Source organism: Legionella spiritensis (genome assembly GCF_900186965.1).
In the GTDB taxonomy this organism is placed as follows: Bacteria; Pseudomonadota; Gammaproteobacteria; order Legionellales; family Legionellaceae; genus Legionella_C; species Legionella_C spiritensis.
Window position 1 is genome coordinate 1,981,055 of the sequence record NZ_LT906457.1, and the last position, 19,543, is coordinate 2,000,597.

The following is a 19,543-nucleotide window of genomic DNA, read 5'->3' on the forward strand; positions in this document are numbered from 1 at the left end:
GTTTTATTTCACATCCGGCGCCGCATCTAATATTATATGCGCTTTACGAAATTGGTGAATTTCCCATGACGCTATCCTCATTGACTGCCATTTCCCCCATAGATGGTCGCTATTTAAAAAAAACGGTTACTTTAAGTCCATATTTCAGTGAATATGCCTTAATTTTTTATCGCCTGATGGTCGAAATTCGCTGGCTGGAATCGTTGGCCGCCAATGAAAATATCGAGGAAGTTCCTCCTTTGGACAATGGAGCAAGATCGTATCTGGACGAAATTATTAATCAATTTGACGAGCAGGAAGCCCAGAAAGTCAAGGATTTTGAAAAAAAGACCAATCATGATGTCAAGGCGATTGAATATTACCTGAAAGAAAAACTGGAGAAAGATGAATATTTACGGCCTTACGCCGGCTTCATCCATTTTGCCTGTACCTCGGAAGATATCAATAACCTCGCCTATGCCCTGATGATGAAATCAGCCATAGCCCAAATTATCCAGCCCACGCTTGCTGAAATCATCGGCGGCATCATGTTATTGGGCAAGCAGCATGGAGATATCCCGATGCTGGCCAGGACCCATGGCCAACCGGCCACGCCGACAACCATAGGGAAGGAACTGGTTAATTTCGTCGCCCGGCTCAAACGTCCGCAACAGCAGCTGGCGGAAGTCCTGATTCCTGCCAAATGCAATGGGGCCGTCGGTAATTATAACGCGCACAGCATTGCCTACCCGGAGGTAGACTGGCGAAAACACAGCGCCGGCTTTGTCAATTCGCTGGGTCTGTCGTTCAGTGCGTACACGACCCAGATAGAACCGCACGACGGCATTGCCGAAGTGTGCCATATCATGGTCAGAATCAATAACATCCTGCTTGACTACACCCGTGACGTATGGACTTATATCTCGTTAAACTATTTCACTCAGAAAACCGTAGCCGAGGAAGTCGGCTCTTCAACCATGCCTCATAAAGTCAATCCGATTGATTTTGAAAACGCCGAAGGTAATCTTGGCCTTGCCAACGCCTTGTTTGACCATTTTGCCAACAAGCTCACACAATCCAGGCTACAGCGTGATTTGTCGGATTCAACCGTATTACGAAATCTGGGTGTTGCCTTTGCCTACAGTTTGATTGCTTATCAGGCTATTGCCAAAGGCAATGACAAATTAAAAATTAACAAACAGGCGTTGCAAGAGGATCTGGAGACAAACTGGGAAGTACTGGCCGAAGCCATCCAGACTGTTATGAGACGCTACCAGATCCCCAATGCCTATGAACAACTGAAAACATTGACGCGCGGTCAGGGCATAGACAGTGACAGCCTGAAAAAATTCATCCACTCACTGGATATTCCCGAAAAAGCCAAAAAGTCTCTGATGGATTTAACGCCTGGAAAATACACCGGGCTTGCGGCGCAACTGGTGAAGGCTTTTTCATGATCCAATCACCTTCGCAACGGGGCAGCGCGAAAGAGTTTGATGTGCTGGTTATTGGGAGTGGTCTTGCCGGGCTTCACTATTGCCTGCAACTTGTCAAACTCCAACCCAGAGTAAAAATAGCCTTGATCAGCAAGGCTGAGATCACGGAATGTAACAGCCGTTATGCCCAGGGCGGCATTGCAGCCGCAATGTCCGAGAGTGATTCCCCTGAGTCACACATTGATGACACGATCAAGGCGGGAGACGGTTTATGCTTTACACCGGCGGTCGAATTTATCATACGGCAGGCCCCGCAAGCCATTAGCGAATTGCTGGATTATCCGGTCTCTTTTACCAAAGATTCGGCGGGGCATTTTGCCCTGGCTCGGGAAGGCGGCCATTCTCATCGCCGCATATTTAACAGCGGCGATGAAACTGGTTTAACCATTACCAGTGCTTTATTAGCTGCCGTACGGCAGCATAACCAAATCCATGTATTTGAGCATCATGTGGCCGTTAACCTGATCACCCATTATCATCCCCATCGCACTGACAACCAGGGCGAGGTACTGGGGGCTTACGTGCTGGATTGTAACGCCAATCACATCGATACCTTTATCGCTCGCTGTGTCATCCTTGCCACCGGAGGTGCCGGCAAAACCTATCGCTACACCTCCAACCCCATGGTAGCGACCGGAGACGGCGTTGCCATGGCATACCGAGCCGGGGCACGTGTCGGCAATATGGAGTTTTATCAATTTCATCCGACCCTGCTCCATCACCACTCCCTGAATAATTTTTTGATATCCGAAGCGGTGCGCGGTGAAGGGGGCCTGTTAAAAAGCGCCGATACCGGCGAACGCTTTATGAAGCGTTACGCTTCACAACAGATGGAACTGGCCACACGTGATGTGGTTGCACGCGCCATTTTCAATGAAATTGAACGCAGTGACAGCGGCTTTGTCTATCTTGATATTACCCATCAATCCAAATCTTTCCTGAAGAAACGCTTTCCCAACATCTACGCCACCTTGCTTTCCATCGGTATAGATATGAGTCAGGATATGATACCGGTGGTTCCCGCCGCCCATTACCAATGCGGAGGCGTATTAACCGATGTCGATGGCCGTACCGATTTAAAGCGCTTATACGCCATAGGTGAAGTGGCCTTTACCGGCCTGCATGGCGCGAACCGTCTGGCCAGCAACTCATTGCTCGAAGCCCTGGTCATGGCCGGTAACGCGGCGCGTTGCTCCCTGAAAGATATCACGACCGTCACAAAGCTGGCCTGTAAAATACCGGACTGGAACTCACCCGGTGAGGTCAACGCCAGGCGAGCAAGCCAGATCAACGCCCATTGGCGCGGTCTCCGCGGCGAAATGACATCCTACGCCGGGATTATCCGTACCGAGGCTGGTCTCCAGGATATACTACAATTAATTATGAAGCGTAAAAAAGTGATTGAGGAATATTATTGGAAGCATTGTATTACCCGTGATTTCATTGAATTACGCAATATTGTCCTTAACGCTGAATTAATCGTCAGCGCGGCTTTATCACGAAGAGAATCCCGGGGCGGTCATTACCGTGAGGATTTCCCGTGCAAACACGAATTTTCCGAAGAAAGCATCGCGCGGTTAACCTCACCACAAAACCTGTTTATTTAGCAGAGGTTTTTTATGTTCAACAGTTCCCTGACTTATCAGCCTGAAAAAACACTCATGTCGATTACCAATGATATGAGTATCTGTCAAAGTGATTATCCGCTTGACTGGTATCAAACGGAATTCATCCCTTATGCCGAGGAATATCAGGCGTTGCCTGACCGTAAGTTAACTACGGTACTTGCCTGGATGACTCCTTATTTAAAAAAGGCACAGGATCATTTTGGTGATCAATTATTATTACTGGCGCATTATTACATGGGCGGTGATATCGTGCGCCTGGTCGAACAATTTGGCGGCCAAATCGGTGATTCGTATCAACTGGCCCTGATGGCCGCCGACAACCCGCAAAAATCAGTGATTATCGAATCCGCAGTTCACTTTATGGCGGAGTCCATCAGTATTCTCGCCAGCAACAATCAACAGGTTTATATTACCAACCCCAAATCGGGTTGTACCATGGAAATGCTGGCCAAGGATTTCATGGTGGAACCGGCATTTCTCGATTTAAACGAACGTTATGGCAGCGATCACATCCTTCCCGTCTGTTACATGAATACCTCCGGCCGGGTAAAAGCCATGACCGGCGCTCAGGGTGGAGCCGTCTGTACAAGCTCCAACGTGAAAAAAATTTTTCAATGGGCCCGGGAGCAGAATAAAAAAATTCTTTTTATTCCCGATCAACATATGGGTGAAAATATTGCTTACTGGTTAGGTATAAAAAACATCGCTTACTGGCCGGGAGGAACAGCCGGTGCCCAATATTCCCTCGCCGCACAGGAAAAACAGACTTTAAACCGGTTTGATCAGGCGGAATTAATATTATTTGCCAGCCAGTGCGCCGTTCATACCCATTACCAACCTTATATGTGCGAGTATTGGCACAGCAAAGGCTATACAACCATTGTCCACCCGGAGTGCCGTAACGACGTTATACGCGTCGCCCAGCATGCCGGCTCTACCGCGTTTATCTGGGATTATGTCGTCAACGACCGTGCCAATACAGGGTATTACGCCATTGGTACTGAAAATCATCTGGTTGAAAATTTGAAACAACATTGCCGACGCCTGGGCATTGCTGTCGTCAATCTGGCCGAAGCTCCCAAAAAAGATAATGAAAAAGGCATTGGATGTGGTTGCGCAACCATGTCAAGAAACGACCCGCCGCATCTGGTCGCCCTTCTTGATCTTCTGCGTCAGGGAAAGACCATGGACTACAATGAAGTCAAAGCCGGTGATGTCGTGAACGAGTTCACCGGTTCACGTCAGCGTCTGTCCGATCAGGAGCAACAATGGGTCATCGACAACGCAAAAAAAGCGTTACAAATGATGATAGCCATTACTGAAAACCGGTTGTGATAACAAGAAACGGCATTCCAGGTTCCCTGCATTTATCCCATCCCCAAAATGGCAGGCTGGTTTGCCTACAGGAAAACCAGCCTGCCAAAAAAACCCATCAAACACTTTTTACAGTTTGGAATAAACAGAAAGCGGATTTAAGCCGTATTACCTGGCCCATAGAAAAGATTGGCAATAGCATCCGCACTATTGGAACCTATTTTTTGCCCGGCATAATTACCGACAAAAAAACCTGCGGTAGTACTGATCCCTTTAACAGGATCACTATAACAATCCACCAATGTCTGCACGCTGACGGCGTAGAGCAGCGCTTGTTGCGAATCGCATCCCCCCAACTCGAGTCCCTTCTTAATAACAGGTAAGGAAAGATAGCTTGCCAGTCGTAAGGCAATTGCATCCGGCCTTAACTGCGTCGCTTTGCTCGCAACGGCCACCAGAGTTCCACCTACTGCCGAACTGGCAAACTCCACTTTATTCAGGGTATCCTCGGAATATCCTAAATATTTTGCCGTTCTTCGTCCAAAAGTCCCAAAAAAGGCGGCGGCACTGGTGTAAACGAGACTTTTACCGGTCGAGCGGCCAAACGCAATAGCTGAACTCTTGCCGGAACTAATGACATTTTCAACAATTTTTCGCCAGGCGTTGGACTCATTTAATAAACGATCAACAGCCGCTACCAGTTCAACTTGATTACTGGTAACTCCTTTTAACAGACTTTGTAGAAAACCATTCGCTTTTTCCGCAGCTTCAGTGGAGTATTCGCCTAATATTTGAACTATGCCTTGTATAGTCTGGTTCAGGTTTTTCAAATGCTCATCCAGGCTACCGTTGGCGTTATTAATGACATTTTCCAGTATCGTCTCAAGCTGACTAAGCCGGCTTCTTAATTTCTCATTAAAATCTTTTATTGGATCAACTGACATCATTTTCCTTCTTGTTACCTATCATTGAATAAAATTATGCGTTTTTCGTATAAAAAAGGACGTGCTTCCCTGTACTTGCAACGCAAAAACGGGCAAGTTTATACCAAAAAAACAAATTAATGAAATAATTTGAGTCAAAGTGTTTTTTTTATGCCATAAGAAATCGTATTATTTTGAAAATATTGAATTAATTGAGTACAACAGAAAATAATCCCTGCAAGCTATAGATTGTATCGTCGCGGGATAGCTGTGGCCTGGATCGGCCACGAGAAATAATAAATCAGCAATGTTTGAGACCATGAACAGGATGAATTCCTGAAAAACCACAGGTAGTTAATAGAAAATTGTTATTCCGCTGCACTAAACTCGCAATAATCCACCGATCCGGTACAGACAAATCCTCCTACCGTATCTATCCATCGGTAATCATTTCTTGAAGGCACCTTAACGAGAACAGGCCACCAGATGGTATAAAGACCAACCGAGTTTTTATATGTACAGGCCACACCACGGCCCAGTCCAGCGACCAGAATATTCGCCCGGACAAACGTGGTATTTTCCTCGCCCTGGGGGGAATTCATCGAGAAGGGACTCACAGTCCATGGCGCAGGCGGCTCCCCCCATTGCAGGGAACTGCTGTTCGGATCAGGGCAAACCTGTGCCTGCAACGCAAATGACATAATTAACGAACAGCCCATCACCACTACCCTGGCTCGTTTATTCATCCGTTCACTCCTTTATTCCACCAAGTTCAACAACTCCGACTGAGTCATTATTTGTCAATATTTAACCGGCTGTCAACCCGGGTTATGACAATCGGCCACCGGTAAAATTTATTTTGTAATCCCCATTGTTTCAATGGCCATCTTTGTTATAATGGCGACCTGTGCCGGGGTGGCGGAACTGGTAGACGCGCCGGATTCAAAATCCGGTGGTGGTGACACCGTGTGGGTTCGACTCCCACCCTCGGTACCATTTAAAAAATATCAAGTACTACTCTTTCTGACGTACAAACCATTTTAATTATTTTATAATATTTCATGTAGCCCGTCATGAAGGCGAAGCCGAAATGCGGGATAACCTGCACTTGGGTACCCACTTGTTCTGCTACTGCAATATTAGATCATGAAACCCGCAATACGGCCGCAGGCCTCCTTACGGGCTACCGCCGCCTTCTTTCCCAAAAAAACTTGCTTCCAGAGCCTGCTATTTTTTGTAAATTTTAAAAATAAAACTGTTTAAACTTGAAATGCCGCCTTTAATAAATTTTCTTCATCTGCTATTTCGTTTAAATCAACCGTAATATTATTTGATACCCCTGGAATACAACAATGCGCCAGACATGAGGCAATCTGTCTGACCATAAACACACCGCCACATATTCCCGCAATAGCTGTAAGCGGCATCGTCAACAAAAAAGTTGATTGTGTGGACTGTGAAACATTGCTCGCCTTCAATATGAAATAAATACCAAGATGTATGCCCGCCGTGACTACCAATCCCATACTCGCAGTCGTCTTTGAGAAACAACGATTTTGAGCCAGATTGCCACTACAGTCCTCGACTTGCTCCTGACGAGCCAAAACTTTTCTTTCAAAAAGATGTTCCTGCTTTTTAATAATTTGTGCAACTGCTGGCTCTACAAATTGCTCCTGAATTTCCTTATCGAGAACAATATTGTTGTGAAATTTAAAAAACTGATTTGGATTGGATTTTTTTAATTGCTTGGCTGCCAGATATTTCAAGCTACGTGGTTCAGGCATTGTTCCTCACCATTATGACATGCGATTATAATTTTCATGTTGCATGTCATGTTAAAAACGCAGGATACTACTGATTTTTCCTGGAATGTTCAAGAAATTATGTTGAACTGTTTGCCGGGTTCTGTGCACCGGTTAATGGGTTGGTTCAAGATCGGGATATTTTTTGGGCAACAGTTTCGTCTGATCTCTAATCATAAATAAAAAAGGCACAAACCCCAAAGCCAAAAAAAAGGACAGTTCGTACAAACCTGCCCAACCCAGCCACATTTGCAAACCAGCCGCTATTGGGCCTGATAAAATTCTCGGGATAGTTGATATCGCGACAAGCACGGAAAATTGCGTCGCGGTATATTGCAGGTTCACCAACCTCATAAATAGCGCCACCAAAGCTGTTGATCCCATGCCTGCCGCAAAATTATCGCAAACAACTGCGGTGGCAAACAACGACAGATTTTTTCCGGTCATAGCCAGCGCAACGAACAACAAGTTAGTTACCGCCTGCAACAAGCCAAAAACCAGCAGGGAGCGATACAAGGACCATCGCATTAAAATTAATCCGGCCGCCAGCCCCCCTAATAAAATAGACCCAATACCCAGCATTTTATTGACATAACCTATCGTTTCCAGGGGAAAACCAAGTCCCTGGATTAAAAACGGCATGACAATACCGCTGGTCGTCGCAGTAAACGCTTCTCCCGTTTTGTAAAGCAGGATAAACAGGACAAGAACAATAATATCGCGACGGGCAAACAAGTCTTTAAGCGGCGCAACAAAAGAAGCAAAAAACCCTGCTTGTTTCACCACTTCCCTATGCGAGGGCTCCTCACTCCATAACGTCGCCAATACGCCTATAAGCATTAAAAAACCCATAAGTCTGTAGGTAAAATGCCAGCCGACATGCTGTGCGATGATCAACGCAAGGCCACCGGCTATCAAAAGAGCCAGGCGATATCCAAAAACAGCCAGCGATGCGCCAAGCCCATGCTCCGCAACAGGCAAGTATTCGGTACGCTGCGCATCGATAGCCACATCCTGAGTCGCGGACAAACAAGCTATCAGCAGAGCGATAACGGCCATAAGCTGAGGGAAATGAGACGGTGTAAACCAGGCGAGAAGGTTAAAAGCCAGAAGCAACAACAATTGTGTGACAAGCATCCAGCTGCGGCGTTTTCCGATATTCAGAAGCGAGTAGCGATCCAGAAGAGGCCCCCAACCCACGCGATACACATAAGGAAGTCCAATCAGACTCAGCATGCCGGTAGCCAGTACGGACATACCGTCATCCGCGTACCATGCCTGCAGTGTACCGGTAATCAGAGCAAGAGGAAGGCCCGAAGAAAAGCCCAGAAGAAAAATAATAAACAGGCGCTTATTCATAACACCGCTCGCTCTGCCTCCACTTTTTGAACAGCAATCGCTTCCGGTAAGCATGCTGCTATCCGGAAGCGCTCAAATGCGGTTTTATGCGTCCGTTTTTTTGACGGAAATCAAATGGATTTTAAAAATGAGTGTTTCGTTGGGTCCGATTGGGCCGCCAACGCTGCGTGAGCCATAGGCCAGAGAAGCAGGAATATATACTTCCCAGGTAGACCCTGCCGGCATCAATTGTAACGCTTCAGTCCATCCCGGAATAACCTGAGACACTTTAAATGTCGCCGGTTTGCCTGTTTTTTCCGTGCTGTCAAAAACCTGTCCGTCAATCAATCGTCCGGTGTATTCAACCGTGACGACATCGTCTTTACTTGGCTTGGCGCCATTGCCTTTTTCAATAACTTTATATTGCAGGCCGCTTGGCAAAGTTACCACGCCATCCTTGGTTTTATTCTGGCTAAGAAACGTCTCGCCTCTGGCTTTGTTTTCTTCTGATTTTTTGGCAAATTCCGCACTTCGTCTGGCCATTAAATCTTTCTGAAATTTATTGAGCACATCTTTCATCTGCTGGTCGGTCATCATCAGCTCACCACCGCTCATGCCATCCTGGATCCCTTTTGCCATTGCGGCCGGACTGATATCAATACCCTGTTTTTTGAAGTTTTTACCTAAATCAGCCCCAATACTATAAGACAATTTATCGGTATCCGTATTTAAGTTCGTAGTAGTATCGGTTACAGCATGCGTCGTTGACATTGCCAAACCCAAGGCAGCTGCAGCGACCAGTTTCATCTTCATAAACAATCCCCTTTTTATCTTTGTGAGATTAGCATCATGCGATAATGCCTGTACGTCCGCGGGCATCAACTTCCTGGTGCAAATATAGTATAATTTGACTTAAATTTATATGAATTTTCCTGAAATAACACGGTAATATCAATTCATTTCAATTTGAGCACATTACAACCAGACTGCACATACAAATGTGAATGCCGACTCGCCTGATTATTTTGCCTAAGTTTCACTGAAATTTCCAGTCGACGACAGGATTAAGTTTTTAACATCGGTTTTATATCCTGCAAATGGAGCGCAGTCCCTATTGTTTAGTGCTCACTTTCCTTCTAAACTTGATATAAATTAAAACATTTAAGCGTTGGTTATGAGTATTAGTATTTTCGATTTGTTTTCCATTGGTATCGGTCCATCGAGCTCTCACACCGTTGGCCCCATGTATGCGGCCAACGCGTTTGTGCAATTGCTGGAAGATAAAAATCTGTTGAATCAGGTAGTTCGGATCCGGATTGAGGTATACGGCTCCCTTGCCCTGACCGGCAAAGGCCACGGAACAGACAAGGCCATATTGAACGGCCTGGAGGGGAAAAAGCCCGAAACGGTCGATCCTGAAAGCATGGTGCCGCGCATGCGGGAAATCATTGCCGCACAAAAAATTAACTTAAACGGAAAAAAAGACATCGCGTTTGACGACACACGGGATTTTCTTTTTTTACAGAAAGAGTTATTGCCAAGGCATAGCAATGGTATGCGTTATACGGCCTACGATGAACAAAAGCAGATCCTCGCCGCCCAGGTCTATTATTCCATCGGCGGCGGTTTCATCACCACGGAAGAGGATTTTGATAAAACCACCGAGGATACCAACGCACCACCCTATCCTTTTTCCTCCGCGTTTGAGCTGATTTCCCTTTGCAAGGAAAACCGGTTAACCATCGCGGAATTAATGATGGTTAATGAATTAACCTGGCGTACCAAAAACGCCATTCACGAAGAGATTCTAGCCATTGCCGAAGTCATGGATAAATGTATTGACAACGGCTGCCATCATCCCGGCATCCTGCCCGGAGGCTTGATGCTAAAACGACGGGCACCGGAACTGTATAAAAAACTGAGCGATCATAAAGGCGTACCGAGCGTCTTTGAACAATCCGACATTATGAACCGGTTGAATCTTTACGCTATGGCGGTTAATGAGGAAAACGCTGCCGGCGGCCGTATTGTCACCGCGCCAACCAATGGTGCGGCCGGTATTATTCCCGCCGTCCTCAAATATTGCCAGGAGGCCCATGACCGATTAAGCAAGGAAGACATTTACACGTATTTTCTAACCGCGGCAGCCATTGGCATACTCTATAAAAAAGGCGCCTCCATTTCCGGTGCGGAAGTAGGGTGTCAGGGCGAAGTGGGTGTTGCGTCCTCCATGGCTGCGGCCGGATTAACCGCGGTATTGGGCGGCACGATCGAGCAAATTGAAAACGCGGCGGAAATCGCAATGGAACATCATCTCGGCATGACCTGTGATCCGGTACTTGGTTTGGTGCAGATCCCCTGTATCGAACGTAACGCCATGGGTGCTGTCAAAGCGGTCAACGCCTCACGCATGGCTCTGATCGGCGATGGTCAGCATCAGATTTCACTGGACAAGGTCATCAAGACCATGAAACAAACCGGCATGGACATGCAGAGTATTTACAAGGAAACCTCCATGGGCGGCCTGGCAGTCAATCTTCCGGAATGCTGAGTGTTTGACACCAGGTTCAGAGTGACTGCCGTGCGGGCATTGTTCATTTTTGCAGTTCAACCGCCTGTTGCGAGACATGGGTTAACAGGCACACCGTTATAACTATCCATAACACCGACAAAATCTCTATGAATGCCAGTAACGGATTACGGCTAAGGTATCCCATCACCATGACACTCAGCGTTGCTGTTGACATATTGATAAAGCTCAGCATGGCCGAGCCGTTTCCCTTGTCCATAATCGCGCTGGATGCCTGGAAGGATCCGCCGGCGAACAGCAAACCGCCAAACAGATAAAGAACCGTAGAACTACTAAAAAACCAGAGCGCCGATGCGGAATGATGTATTACCATCACAATCAGGTTACACAACCCCAGGGCACAACCGGCCAGGCCGATATAAACCACCTGTTTAGCCGCCATGTTCAGCATCAATCGCCTGGCCCACAATCCGCCACCGAGCATACCCGCCATATTGAGTAAATTCCACCAACCATAACCTGCTGCTGATAAATGCAGAAATTGTTCCGCAATTTGCGGACCTGCTGCAGAAAAACAATAACCGATGGCGGAACAAAAACCCACCACCACAGAAAATAACAACAGCATCGGCGAGGCCAATACCCTGCGATACCCCTGGATAATGCTCGGGAAATTGATGGGTTGCACCTCCGTCAGCGTTTCCCGTAACCAGATTGTTCCGGCCAGCAAGCTGACACCATGTACCAGCAAGACTCCAAAACACCATGCCCATTGACCGTATTCCGTTATGAATCCGCCAAGGGTCACCGCGATACCAATACCAAGGGTAAACGCCAGAATCGAATACGCCATGGCAGCGCGCCGCTGCGTTTCCGGCAACCATTCATTAATTAACATCAATGTGCATGTCAGACCACCGGCAGCCCCCAAAGCGCTCACCAGACGCCCTGCCACTAATAGCCAGTATTCCTGACTGTAAATGGCAGCGATACAAACCAGTATGCCGGCCAGGTTGATAGTTAATCCGATACGCAGTGCCGTAACACGTCCCAGACGGTTCGCCAGGGGTGCGTAAATTAATTGTCCTATCACATAACCGATTAAAAACGCCGTCACCAGCCATTCGACGGCGCCCTGCGACAGATGATATTGCAGGGCGATGATCGGTAACGCCGGCGTTATGATCGCTGCTGAAATGGAAGCGGTGGCAATATAACTGATCAGCCACGCCAAACGAGTATTCGAAATCATCAGGATACCTCGGTGATTAATTGAACACCATTTTAACAATTAACAATAATTCAATAAATATGGTTTTATGTTATTAACTGTTAATATATTATTAACAATCAACATTAATCTGGAAGGTATCAGGCTGATGTTCAGAAAAAAAATGATCGGAGATAGCATATCCAACCACCATAACCAATTGATTGTTCATATAAAGAAGAGGAGTCCGTTGCCGCAACCAGACAGGAATTTGCCATTCCTGCATTAATTTTTTCAACGATTTGGTTTGTCCGTGCCAGAACAATGTTTCACCGCCCTGTCGATAGCGAACCTCAATCGTGCTGCCCGGTACAATGACAATTCCCGTTGGCGCATGCCGCGCCCGCAACACCCCGCATTGCTCGCCCAAATCCAGTGGTTTTGGAAAAGAAGTCCACACCATGGGCTTCAAAGTCGTATCAACAGATTGGCGCGGCAGAAGATACAAGGTCTGCCGATATCGTCTAATCACGACCTCATCCCATGCGACCTGGGGATTCGCGTCGTCACCGGCTAAAATGATTTCATCAATAAGACGGGAAAACGTCGCGGTTGTCGGCAACCGTACCTGATTTTGCCGCAGCCAGGTACGTAACACATTACTAATACGTGCGGGCGCAAGATGCGTTAAATGGCGAACGGAAAGCCGGGAGGATACTTCTTTTAACGCCGGACAGTCGAGTTCCGCGAGATCCTGCAGATTAGCCTGCGCCTGTTGACAATGCTGTGCGGTACGAGCCAGAGTCCTGTGCACCCCCTCCCATCTTTCCTGAATTAATGGCAGGACTCTGTGCCTGATGAAATTTCTGGAAAAACGGGTATCCTCATTACTTTCATCATCGATCCAGTCCAGTTGATGCGTGTTCGCGTACTGTTTCAGAACGGAACGGGGACAAGACAATAAAGGTCGGTGCAACTCGCCCTGACCAATCCGGCTTTGTGCCGGAATGGCAGCCAGCCCATCGATGCCTGCTCCACGAAACAATTGCAGTAACAACGTTTCCGCCTGATCATCAAGATGGTGCCCCATAAGCAGACACTCATTTTCCTGTACCAGTCCAGCCAGAACCTGGTAACGCGCCCGCCTTGCCGATTCTTCTATATTGGCTTCCTGTTGGCAGCTTACACGTTTCACCAGACAGGGAATATCAAGTTGCCTGCAAAAGCGTCGGCAATGTAACTCCCAGATCTGGGCATTGGGACTTAAACCATGATTAATATGAATGGCCGACAGTTTACGCTTCAGATCAGGGTGCGTTGCGAGCAAATGAAGCAAAACCGTAGAATCCAGCCCTCCGCTGAACCCTACATACAAACGCTTACGGGAGAACAGTTCCTTAAACCAGCCTGTTTCCGGTTGCATCTCACTCACAGGCACCCATAGCCATGAATTTTTGATAACGCGTGTTCAATAATTCATCCATAGATTGGTGTTTCAAACTCTGTAATTCCTTCGTCAAAACGTCTTTCAGGCGCGAAGCCATCGCAGCGACATCCCGATGGGCACCGCCTAACGGCTCCTTGATAACCCCATCCACCAGTTTCGATTCGGAAATCCTGTCCGCGGTAATACCCATAGCCTTTGCTGCCTCGCTCGCTTTGGCAGGATCTTTCCATAAGATGGAGGCACAACCTTCCGGTGAAATCACGGAATAAATACCATATTGCAACATCAAAACCCGATCGCCCACTCCGATAGCCAAAGCACCTCCGGAACCGGCTTCCCCCGTTACCGTACAGATTATTGGTGTTTTTAATTTAGACATTTCCAGCAAATTACGGGCAATCGCTTCCGATTGGTTACGCTCTTCTGCGCCAATACCAGGATAGGCACCGGCGGTATCAATAAAAGTGAAAACCGGTATTTTAAACTTTTCGGCCATTTTCATTAAACGTAGTGCCTTGCGGTATTCTTCCGGTCTGGCCATGCCGAAATTACGATACACTTTTTCCTTGGTGCGTTTGCCTTTCTGATGGCCAAGCACGATGACCGGCTCGCCATTTAAACGCGCCAGTCCGCCTATGATGGCAGGCGCGGAGGAATAATGACGATCGCCGTGCAATTCCTGGAAATCGGTAAATATATGCTCAATATAATCCGTTGTTTGCGGACGCAGGGGGTGTCGGGCTACCTGAGCAACCTGCCAGGGCTCCAGATTGGCGAAAATCGTCGCGGTCAGTTCCTCGCATTTCGCCTCCAGGCGAGCAATTTCCTCACCCAGATTGACTTCATTATCACTGCCAACCATGCGCAACGCTTCTATTTTCTGATTTAACTCTTCAATGGGTTGTTCAAAGTCCAAAAATTGTCGATTCATTGGTAACTCTTTGGCGGATTTATAATCATGCGCTATGATAACCTCAACTGCATTTTGACGCCACCGTTGATCCTGATTATGAGTATGTCCCTGTTTCAAATCCAGCCTGCCTTTGATTTCCAAATGCGGCCCGATAACATTGATATCTGGCAAATCCCCCTTCATACCCTTCCGGACCGGGCTTTTGACCTTTTACAGGGAGCCGAACAACAGCGAGCGGGACGTTTCCACTTTCCTCGCCACCAACGCCGATTTACGGTGGCCCGAGCGATGTTGCGCGCCCTGCTGGCTCATTACCTCAAGAAAGATCCGACACTACTGGATTTTAGCTACAACGAGCACGGCAAACCGTATTTGCAGAGCACGCGACAATTGGAGTTTAATTTGAGTCATTCCGGCGACTGGGCCTTACTGGCGGTGGGACAACAGCACGCGCTCGGCATCGATCTGGAATTTTTTTCCGCAAGGCCGTATCTTGGCATAGCCAGACATTTGTTTTCGGAAGCGGAAATCCAAACGCTATCCCAATTACCAAGGCCATTAAGACCCATCGGTTTTTTTAATATCTGGGCACAAAAGGAAGCCTTTATCAAAGCGGTCGGCCTGGGCTTATCCTATCCCACCAAACAATTTGATGTACCGGTCCTGCCAGTCATGCGCTCCTCGATAAAAGACCATGAAACAAAAAAAAACTGGCAGATGATACCGTTCATGCCCAAAGCCGCGTGCAGCGCCGCTTTATGCTGCCATCCGAACGTTACACGGTTTCGCTATTACAACCTGCGATCACTCGATAAATTCGCCGACACTTTTTTGCGAAATCCGCTATGAAACAATTCAGTGCCACACAATTACAATTACTTGATTTTCTCGCCGATGGTGAATGCCACAGCGGCAGTACCCTGGGCAATCATTTACAAATATCACGAACGGCCGTATGGAAACAGATCAAACAACTGGGTGAACTGGGTATCACTGTCAAACGACTGCCTAACCGCGGCTATCAACTGATTTCGCCAAGATATTTTCTCCGCGATAAAATCATTCATACCCGTTTGGCAACGCACGGTTTTACCAACCCCGTTGATATTCATCTTTTTGCAGAAATAGATTCAACCAATCAATTTTTAAAAGATTGTCCGGCCTCACCATCCCTGACCGTCTGCTGTGCGGAAATGCAATCGCGCGGACGAGGTCGTTTCGGGCGTCAATGGATATCGCCCTTTGCTGAAAACATTTATTTCTCCGGGCGCTGGGAACTACACTGCTGTTTATCGAGATTATCCGGACTCAGTCTGGTGGTAAGCCTCGCCGTTTTAGCCTGCCTGAATAATAACGGCATTAAGGAAGACATTCGTGTGAAATGGCCGAATGACTTATTGTGGCGTCATAAAAAACTGGCGGGCGTACTCATTGAGGTTCAGGCTGAAAGCAATGGACAGATACAACTGATCATCGGTATAGGTATCAACACCAACACCGCAACTCAACTACAGCAAATACCTGATAAGCCCTGGTGTTCCTTGTATGAGATTACCGGACGCCATTTTGACCGCAATCTTATAATCGCCGATTTAATTGTTTATCTTGATATCTATTTGAATCGATTTCTAACCTGTGGATTTCCAGTGTTTCAAGAACAATGGCAGCAAGTGGATTACCTGCGGGATCAATGGATAACCGTTACTCATTTATCAGGTTCCCTTCAAGGCCTGGCATGTGGAGTTAGTGATTCAGGTCAACTGTATCTCAGGGATGAACAGGGCATGATCCACGAATTGTCCTCAGGAGATACGTCAGTATCGAAATACGCATAGGGTATTGTTATCAAACATGGTCGGGAGATGGTTTGTCCCGGACTACTTTATTTCGCTCGGGACAGGAGGACTGCGAAGTAATTCGTTTATACCGCTTCTTCAGTATCAGAGGATTCTTTTTCCTGTTGAATACGCAAATAAATTTCTTCACGGTGGACTGAAACGTCCTTGGGCGCGTTGATCCCCAGACGAACCTGGTTTCCCTTAACACCCAGTACGGTGATATTCACATCATCACCGATAATTAATGTTTCACCAATACGGCGAGTTAAAATTAACATAATAAATCTCCCTTGTCTCGCAGCTCCCCTCTTCTTCCATAGAATGCATCCACGGCGCTCCAGGTTGCTACTATCTGTACAAATAATAGTCATTTTTGACTATCTGATTGTAATTGTACACAAGCTAACTTAACAAATTATTAAGAAAATAGTTCCCGCTACATTAAAAATAGCAAAATTTTTAACACTCCGCCTTTTTTCCGGCATTAAATTTTATCGCTGTCAACAATAATGGCGCGTAGGCAATCGTTATTCCCGTTATCACACTGACTCTTTCCAACGCCACCAGCAGCGCCCACGGAAAAAGCCAGACCGCATTAATCAAAATGACCGAGACAGTGACCGGCCAATGCTTGCCAGCATATTGCACGGCCTGTTGATAAGCATGACTGCGATGGGCCTCAAATACCCGCTCACCTGCCAACCCGCGGCGTATGAGAGTCAACGTCGCATCGGTAATAAACACCCCGGCCAGAATGACCCAACCCCAGAAAAGCGTTCCCTGAGCCATGGCGGCCTGAAGGGAAAAAACACCAATCACAAACCCCAGAAATCCACTGCCCACATCCCCCATAAATATACGCGCCGGTGGGAAATTCCAGATCAAAAAGCCCCCCACAGCCACAGCGAGTAAAAGAGGGGGAACCGCCAGTCCGGCTTGTCCATGCAGGTAATAAAGAAACGCGCCTCCTGCGCACACACAAATCGTTTCAGCCGCGGCCAAGCCATCAATACCGTCCATAAAATTAAATAAATTCAATAGCCATACCAGGTAAAAAACGACGAAAACACAGAGCAGATATCCCGGTACAACATACGGAGTCATCTCGAAAACAACCGGGAAGCCACGGAGCAGGTAAATAGCCAGAATAGCCATCATAAAATGACCGGCGAGACGCCATACCGCTGACAAATGAAACCTGTCATCCAGAAAACCTAACATAGCCACAATAAAACAAGGCCCGATAAACACATAGAGTTCGCCAGGAGGTATAACGCCCTGTTTGCCCAACATCAACATGGAAGCCATAAAACACAGGACAAAAGAAAGCCCTCCACCTCTGGGAGTCGGCAGGGCATGGGAACTGCGGTCGTTGGGAATGTCCAGCAAATCCGTCGCTAACGCGTAACGGCGAATCAATCCTGTTAATAATGCGGCACCAATAAAAATCACAGCATAAAACAAAGGTAACGTCATGGTCTCTCCGTAACCGGTTTTATAGTAAATTGAAATGACCTATTCAAAAAAACTACGTGCCTCGGCTCAACCGAGGCATCCAGAGTGATTTATGGATACCGCTGACAAGCAGCGGTACGTCGAGATAAGTCATTTAAAATTCAAATCACTATAACCGTTAATATAGGGTCTGTTGACAATGCCACGATTATAACAGCAGAAAATAAGTTGGGGTAAGAAATATCCTCAGGGTTAAAAAAATAGACTATATTAACTATAAGACAATGATTTTTAACCCGAACCGATGAATGAATATTATTCTGCCCACTTTGGAACATTAGCCGAAAGAATCGATCAGGCCTGGGATGATTTTAGAAATGAGGACAAGGAAGACAAACAAAGAGAAAAAGCCCTCGATTTTTTAATTTTTGCCTTTGATTTACAAGTCCCTGAGGAACGTGATATTGAAGTTACCGTTAAATTGATCGATTTAATGGCCGAGCGGAACAGGCATAAAAAAAACAACCCCGAATACGTGCCGGGCAAAGCGCCTTTTTTTCTCGACCTCCCCCCTGAAAAACTACGTGTTGGACGAACAAAAGACTATCAAGTCAGTCCGGACAGCGATATTGCCGCCGCCTTGGATGAAGGCGATTTACTTGATGTTCGTACGGAATCAAGAATCAAGGATCACATTCACCATACGAGTTTTTACGATGAGCACTCAAGGGCGCATTATCGTGTCTCCATAAAGGAAGGACTGTTTTACCGTCATGGTAAAGTGTTTGACACCAGGCGATACGTTACCCACGGCAAAAAAGAATTTGCCGCCTACACCCTCAACGCCAATGGTGAATTATCACTCTTTAATCACAAGGATATGAAAGACCGAATTGCCCACTCATCCCTTAACAAGGGTACTCCGGTCGTAGCGGCGGGAGAAATGCAAATTAAAGAAGGGCGGCTTATCGCCATTACCACCCATAGCGGGCACTACCAACCGTCTCTTTTTTCTGTTTACCGCTTGCTGCAGTATTTTTCCAGTCACGGGGTCGATATTTCACAGGCCAATATCCTGACCTTTGACGATCCGGCCGATACGCTCAGATGCCAGTCCAAAAAACTTAAGATAAACGCCTACGATGGAAAAGTGACGTTAAAATTCCACGCCACGTCTGCCACGGATATTTTTGTTGGTATCAAGCAAATTATGAAAAATAATGTGGCGCAAGCGACAAAAGTCATTTCTGATTATCAACGTGGAAGTATCAACAGGAAACTGTACGTTCGATTCGGCATTTATAATAAAGGACTGACGCGGGAAAGGAGAATACTGGCAATGCAATTTATTGACGCAATGGCAACGCTGGATAATCAGCTTGATTCGTTAAATCATCCGGAAACGATTGTGAAAAAAATCGAGGAAATGATCGGGATCGTGGACCAATACGCCAAAAACAATAATGACTTGTCTGAAAAACATGGCAAAAATAAAGCATCAGGCACATTAAATAAACATTTTCACGATTATAAAACAAGATTGGAATTGATTAAAAATCATTATGAAATGAATAGGAAATCAATGCTTTCAACCAGGGAGCGAGACGCTTTAAAAAACATACGATGAACAAGCCTTGCTCAATTTCCAGATGTCCCTATACCCGTTTAAC

General features: G+C 46.7%; 17 protein-coding genes and 1 tRNA gene. 8 read left to right on the top strand and 10 right to left on the bottom strand.

The features are described from left to right. Positions 1-65: 65 nt before the first annotated feature. The 3 genes from purB to nadA are packed head-to-tail and all read left to right on the top strand — an operon-like array spanning position 66 to position 4,438. Entirely contained in the window at positions 66-1,436 is a 1,371-nt protein-coding gene (purB, locus tag CKW05_RS08920; RefSeq protein WP_058484482.1) for an adenylosuccinate lyase, read from the top strand. Beyond that, the gene (gene nadB / locus CKW05_RS08925) at positions 1,433-3,082 is read left to right on the top strand and encodes an L-aspartate oxidase (protein WP_058484169.1); all 1,650 of its coding nucleotides are present in this window, start codon (positions 1,433-1,435) and stop codon (positions 3,080-3,082) included. Before purB ends, nadB begins: the two co-directional genes overlap by 4 nt. A 12-nt stretch (positions 3,083-3,094) precedes the next feature. After that, positions 3,095-4,438 carry a quinolinate synthase NadA gene (nadA, locus tag CKW05_RS08930; protein WP_058484168.1) on the top strand — a complete coding sequence of 448 codons (1,344 nt, stop codon included), beginning with the start codon at positions 3,095-3,097 and terminating at the stop codon, positions 4,436-4,438. A gap of 137 nt (positions 4,439-4,575) precedes the next feature. On the opposite strand, the gene CKW05_RS08935 is transcribed toward nadA, so the two are convergent. Both CKW05_RS08935 and CKW05_RS08940 read right to left on the bottom strand, forming a co-directional pair. After that, positions 4,576-5,364, bottom strand: a complete 789-nt coding sequence (locus tag CKW05_RS08935) for a hypothetical protein (RefSeq protein ID WP_133141144.1) — start codon at positions 5,362-5,364, stop codon at positions 4,576-4,578. 344 nt (positions 5,365-5,708) lie between these two features. Then, complete coding sequence (locus CKW05_RS08940; protein WP_058484166.1) at positions 5,709-6,086, bottom strand: DUF3757 domain-containing protein; 378 nt, start codon at positions 6,084-6,086, stop codon at positions 5,709-5,711. Positions 6,087-6,249: 163 nt separating this feature from the next. Between CKW05_RS08940 and CKW05_RS08945 the strand changes: the two genes are divergently transcribed. After that, positions 6,250-6,336: transfer RNA gene (locus CKW05_RS08945), tRNA-Leu, on the top strand. A gap of 263 nt (positions 6,337-6,599) precedes the next feature. Here CKW05_RS08945 and CKW05_RS08950 read toward each other — a convergent pair. The 3 genes from CKW05_RS08950 to CKW05_RS08960 all read right to left on the bottom strand — a co-directional run bounded on the left by CKW05_RS08950 (position 6,600) and on the right by CKW05_RS08960 (position 9,293). Beyond that, a complete protein-coding gene (locus CKW05_RS08950; RefSeq protein ID WP_133141146.1) occupies positions 6,600-7,106 on the bottom strand; it encodes a hypothetical protein in 507 nt (168 codons plus the stop codon). 150 nt (positions 7,107-7,256) lie between these two features. Further along, a complete protein-coding gene (locus CKW05_RS08955; protein ID WP_058484481.1) occupies positions 7,257-8,501 on the bottom strand; it encodes an AmpG family muropeptide MFS transporter in 1,245 nt (414 codons plus the stop codon). Positions 8,502-8,585: 84 nt separating this feature from the next. Beyond that, complete coding sequence (locus CKW05_RS08960) at positions 8,586-9,293, bottom strand: FKBP-type peptidyl-prolyl cis-trans isomerase N-terminal domain-containing protein (protein ID WP_058484480.1); 708 nt, start codon at positions 9,291-9,293, stop codon at positions 8,586-8,588. 361 nt (positions 9,294-9,654) lie between these two features. Here CKW05_RS08960 and CKW05_RS08965 point away from each other — a divergent pair, with 361 nt between their 5' ends. Next, positions 9,655-11,031, top strand: a complete 1,377-nt coding sequence (locus tag CKW05_RS08965; RefSeq protein WP_058484164.1) for an L-serine ammonia-lyase — start codon at positions 9,655-9,657, stop codon at positions 11,029-11,031. A gap of 43 nt (positions 11,032-11,074) precedes the next feature. On the opposite strand, the gene CKW05_RS08970 is transcribed toward CKW05_RS08965, so the two are convergent. The 3 genes from CKW05_RS08970 to CKW05_RS08980 form a co-directional block, all read right to left on the bottom strand. Next, positions 11,075-12,262 (bottom strand): MFS transporter, encoded by a 1,188-nt coding sequence (locus CKW05_RS08970; protein WP_058484163.1) that lies wholly within the window; start codon positions 12,260-12,262, stop codon positions 11,075-11,077. A gap of 91 nt (positions 12,263-12,353) precedes the next feature. Beyond that, a complete protein-coding gene (gene tilS, locus CKW05_RS08975; protein ID WP_058484162.1) occupies positions 12,354-13,643 on the bottom strand; it encodes a tRNA lysidine(34) synthetase TilS in 1,290 nt (429 codons plus the stop codon). Between the two features lies 1 nt (position 13,644). Beyond that, positions 13,645-14,598, bottom strand: coding sequence for an acetyl-CoA carboxylase carboxyltransferase subunit alpha (locus CKW05_RS08980; RefSeq protein ID WP_058484479.1), 954 nt, complete (start codon positions 14,596-14,598; stop codon positions 13,645-13,647). A gap of 27 nt (positions 14,599-14,625) precedes the next feature. On the opposite strand from CKW05_RS08980, the gene CKW05_RS08985 reads away from it, so the two are divergent. Both CKW05_RS08985 and CKW05_RS08990 read left to right on the top strand, forming a co-directional pair. After that, on the top strand, positions 14,626-15,429 hold the full coding sequence (locus CKW05_RS08985; RefSeq protein WP_231950426.1) for a 4'-phosphopantetheinyl transferase family protein: 804 nt from the start codon (positions 14,626-14,628) through the stop codon (positions 15,427-15,429). Beyond that, positions 15,426-16,415 (top strand): biotin--[acetyl-CoA-carboxylase] ligase, encoded by a 990-nt coding sequence (locus tag CKW05_RS08990; RefSeq protein ID WP_058484160.1) that lies wholly within the window; start codon positions 15,426-15,428, stop codon positions 16,413-16,415. Before CKW05_RS08985 ends, CKW05_RS08990 begins: the two co-directional genes overlap by 4 nt. A gap of 86 nt (positions 16,416-16,501) precedes the next feature. Here the strand turns inward: CKW05_RS08990 and csrA are convergent, their stop codons facing one another. Together csrA and CKW05_RS09000 are read right to left on the bottom strand one after the other, a co-directional pair. Further along, a complete protein-coding gene (csrA, locus tag CKW05_RS08995; protein WP_058484159.1) occupies positions 16,502-16,696 on the bottom strand; it encodes a carbon storage regulator CsrA in 195 nt (64 codons plus the stop codon). A gap of 181 nt (positions 16,697-16,877) precedes the next feature. Further along, entirely contained in the window at positions 16,878-17,894 is a 1,017-nt protein-coding gene (locus tag CKW05_RS09000) for an MraY family glycosyltransferase (protein ID WP_058484158.1), read from the bottom strand. Positions 17,895-18,177: 283 nt separating this feature from the next. On the opposite strand from CKW05_RS09000, the gene CKW05_RS09005 reads away from it, so the two are divergent. Further along, the gene (locus tag CKW05_RS09005; protein ID WP_058484157.1) at positions 18,178-19,500 is read left to right on the top strand and encodes a hypothetical protein; all 1,323 of its coding nucleotides are present in this window, start codon (positions 18,178-18,180) and stop codon (positions 19,498-19,500) included. Positions 19,501-19,543: the final 43 nt, after the last annotated feature.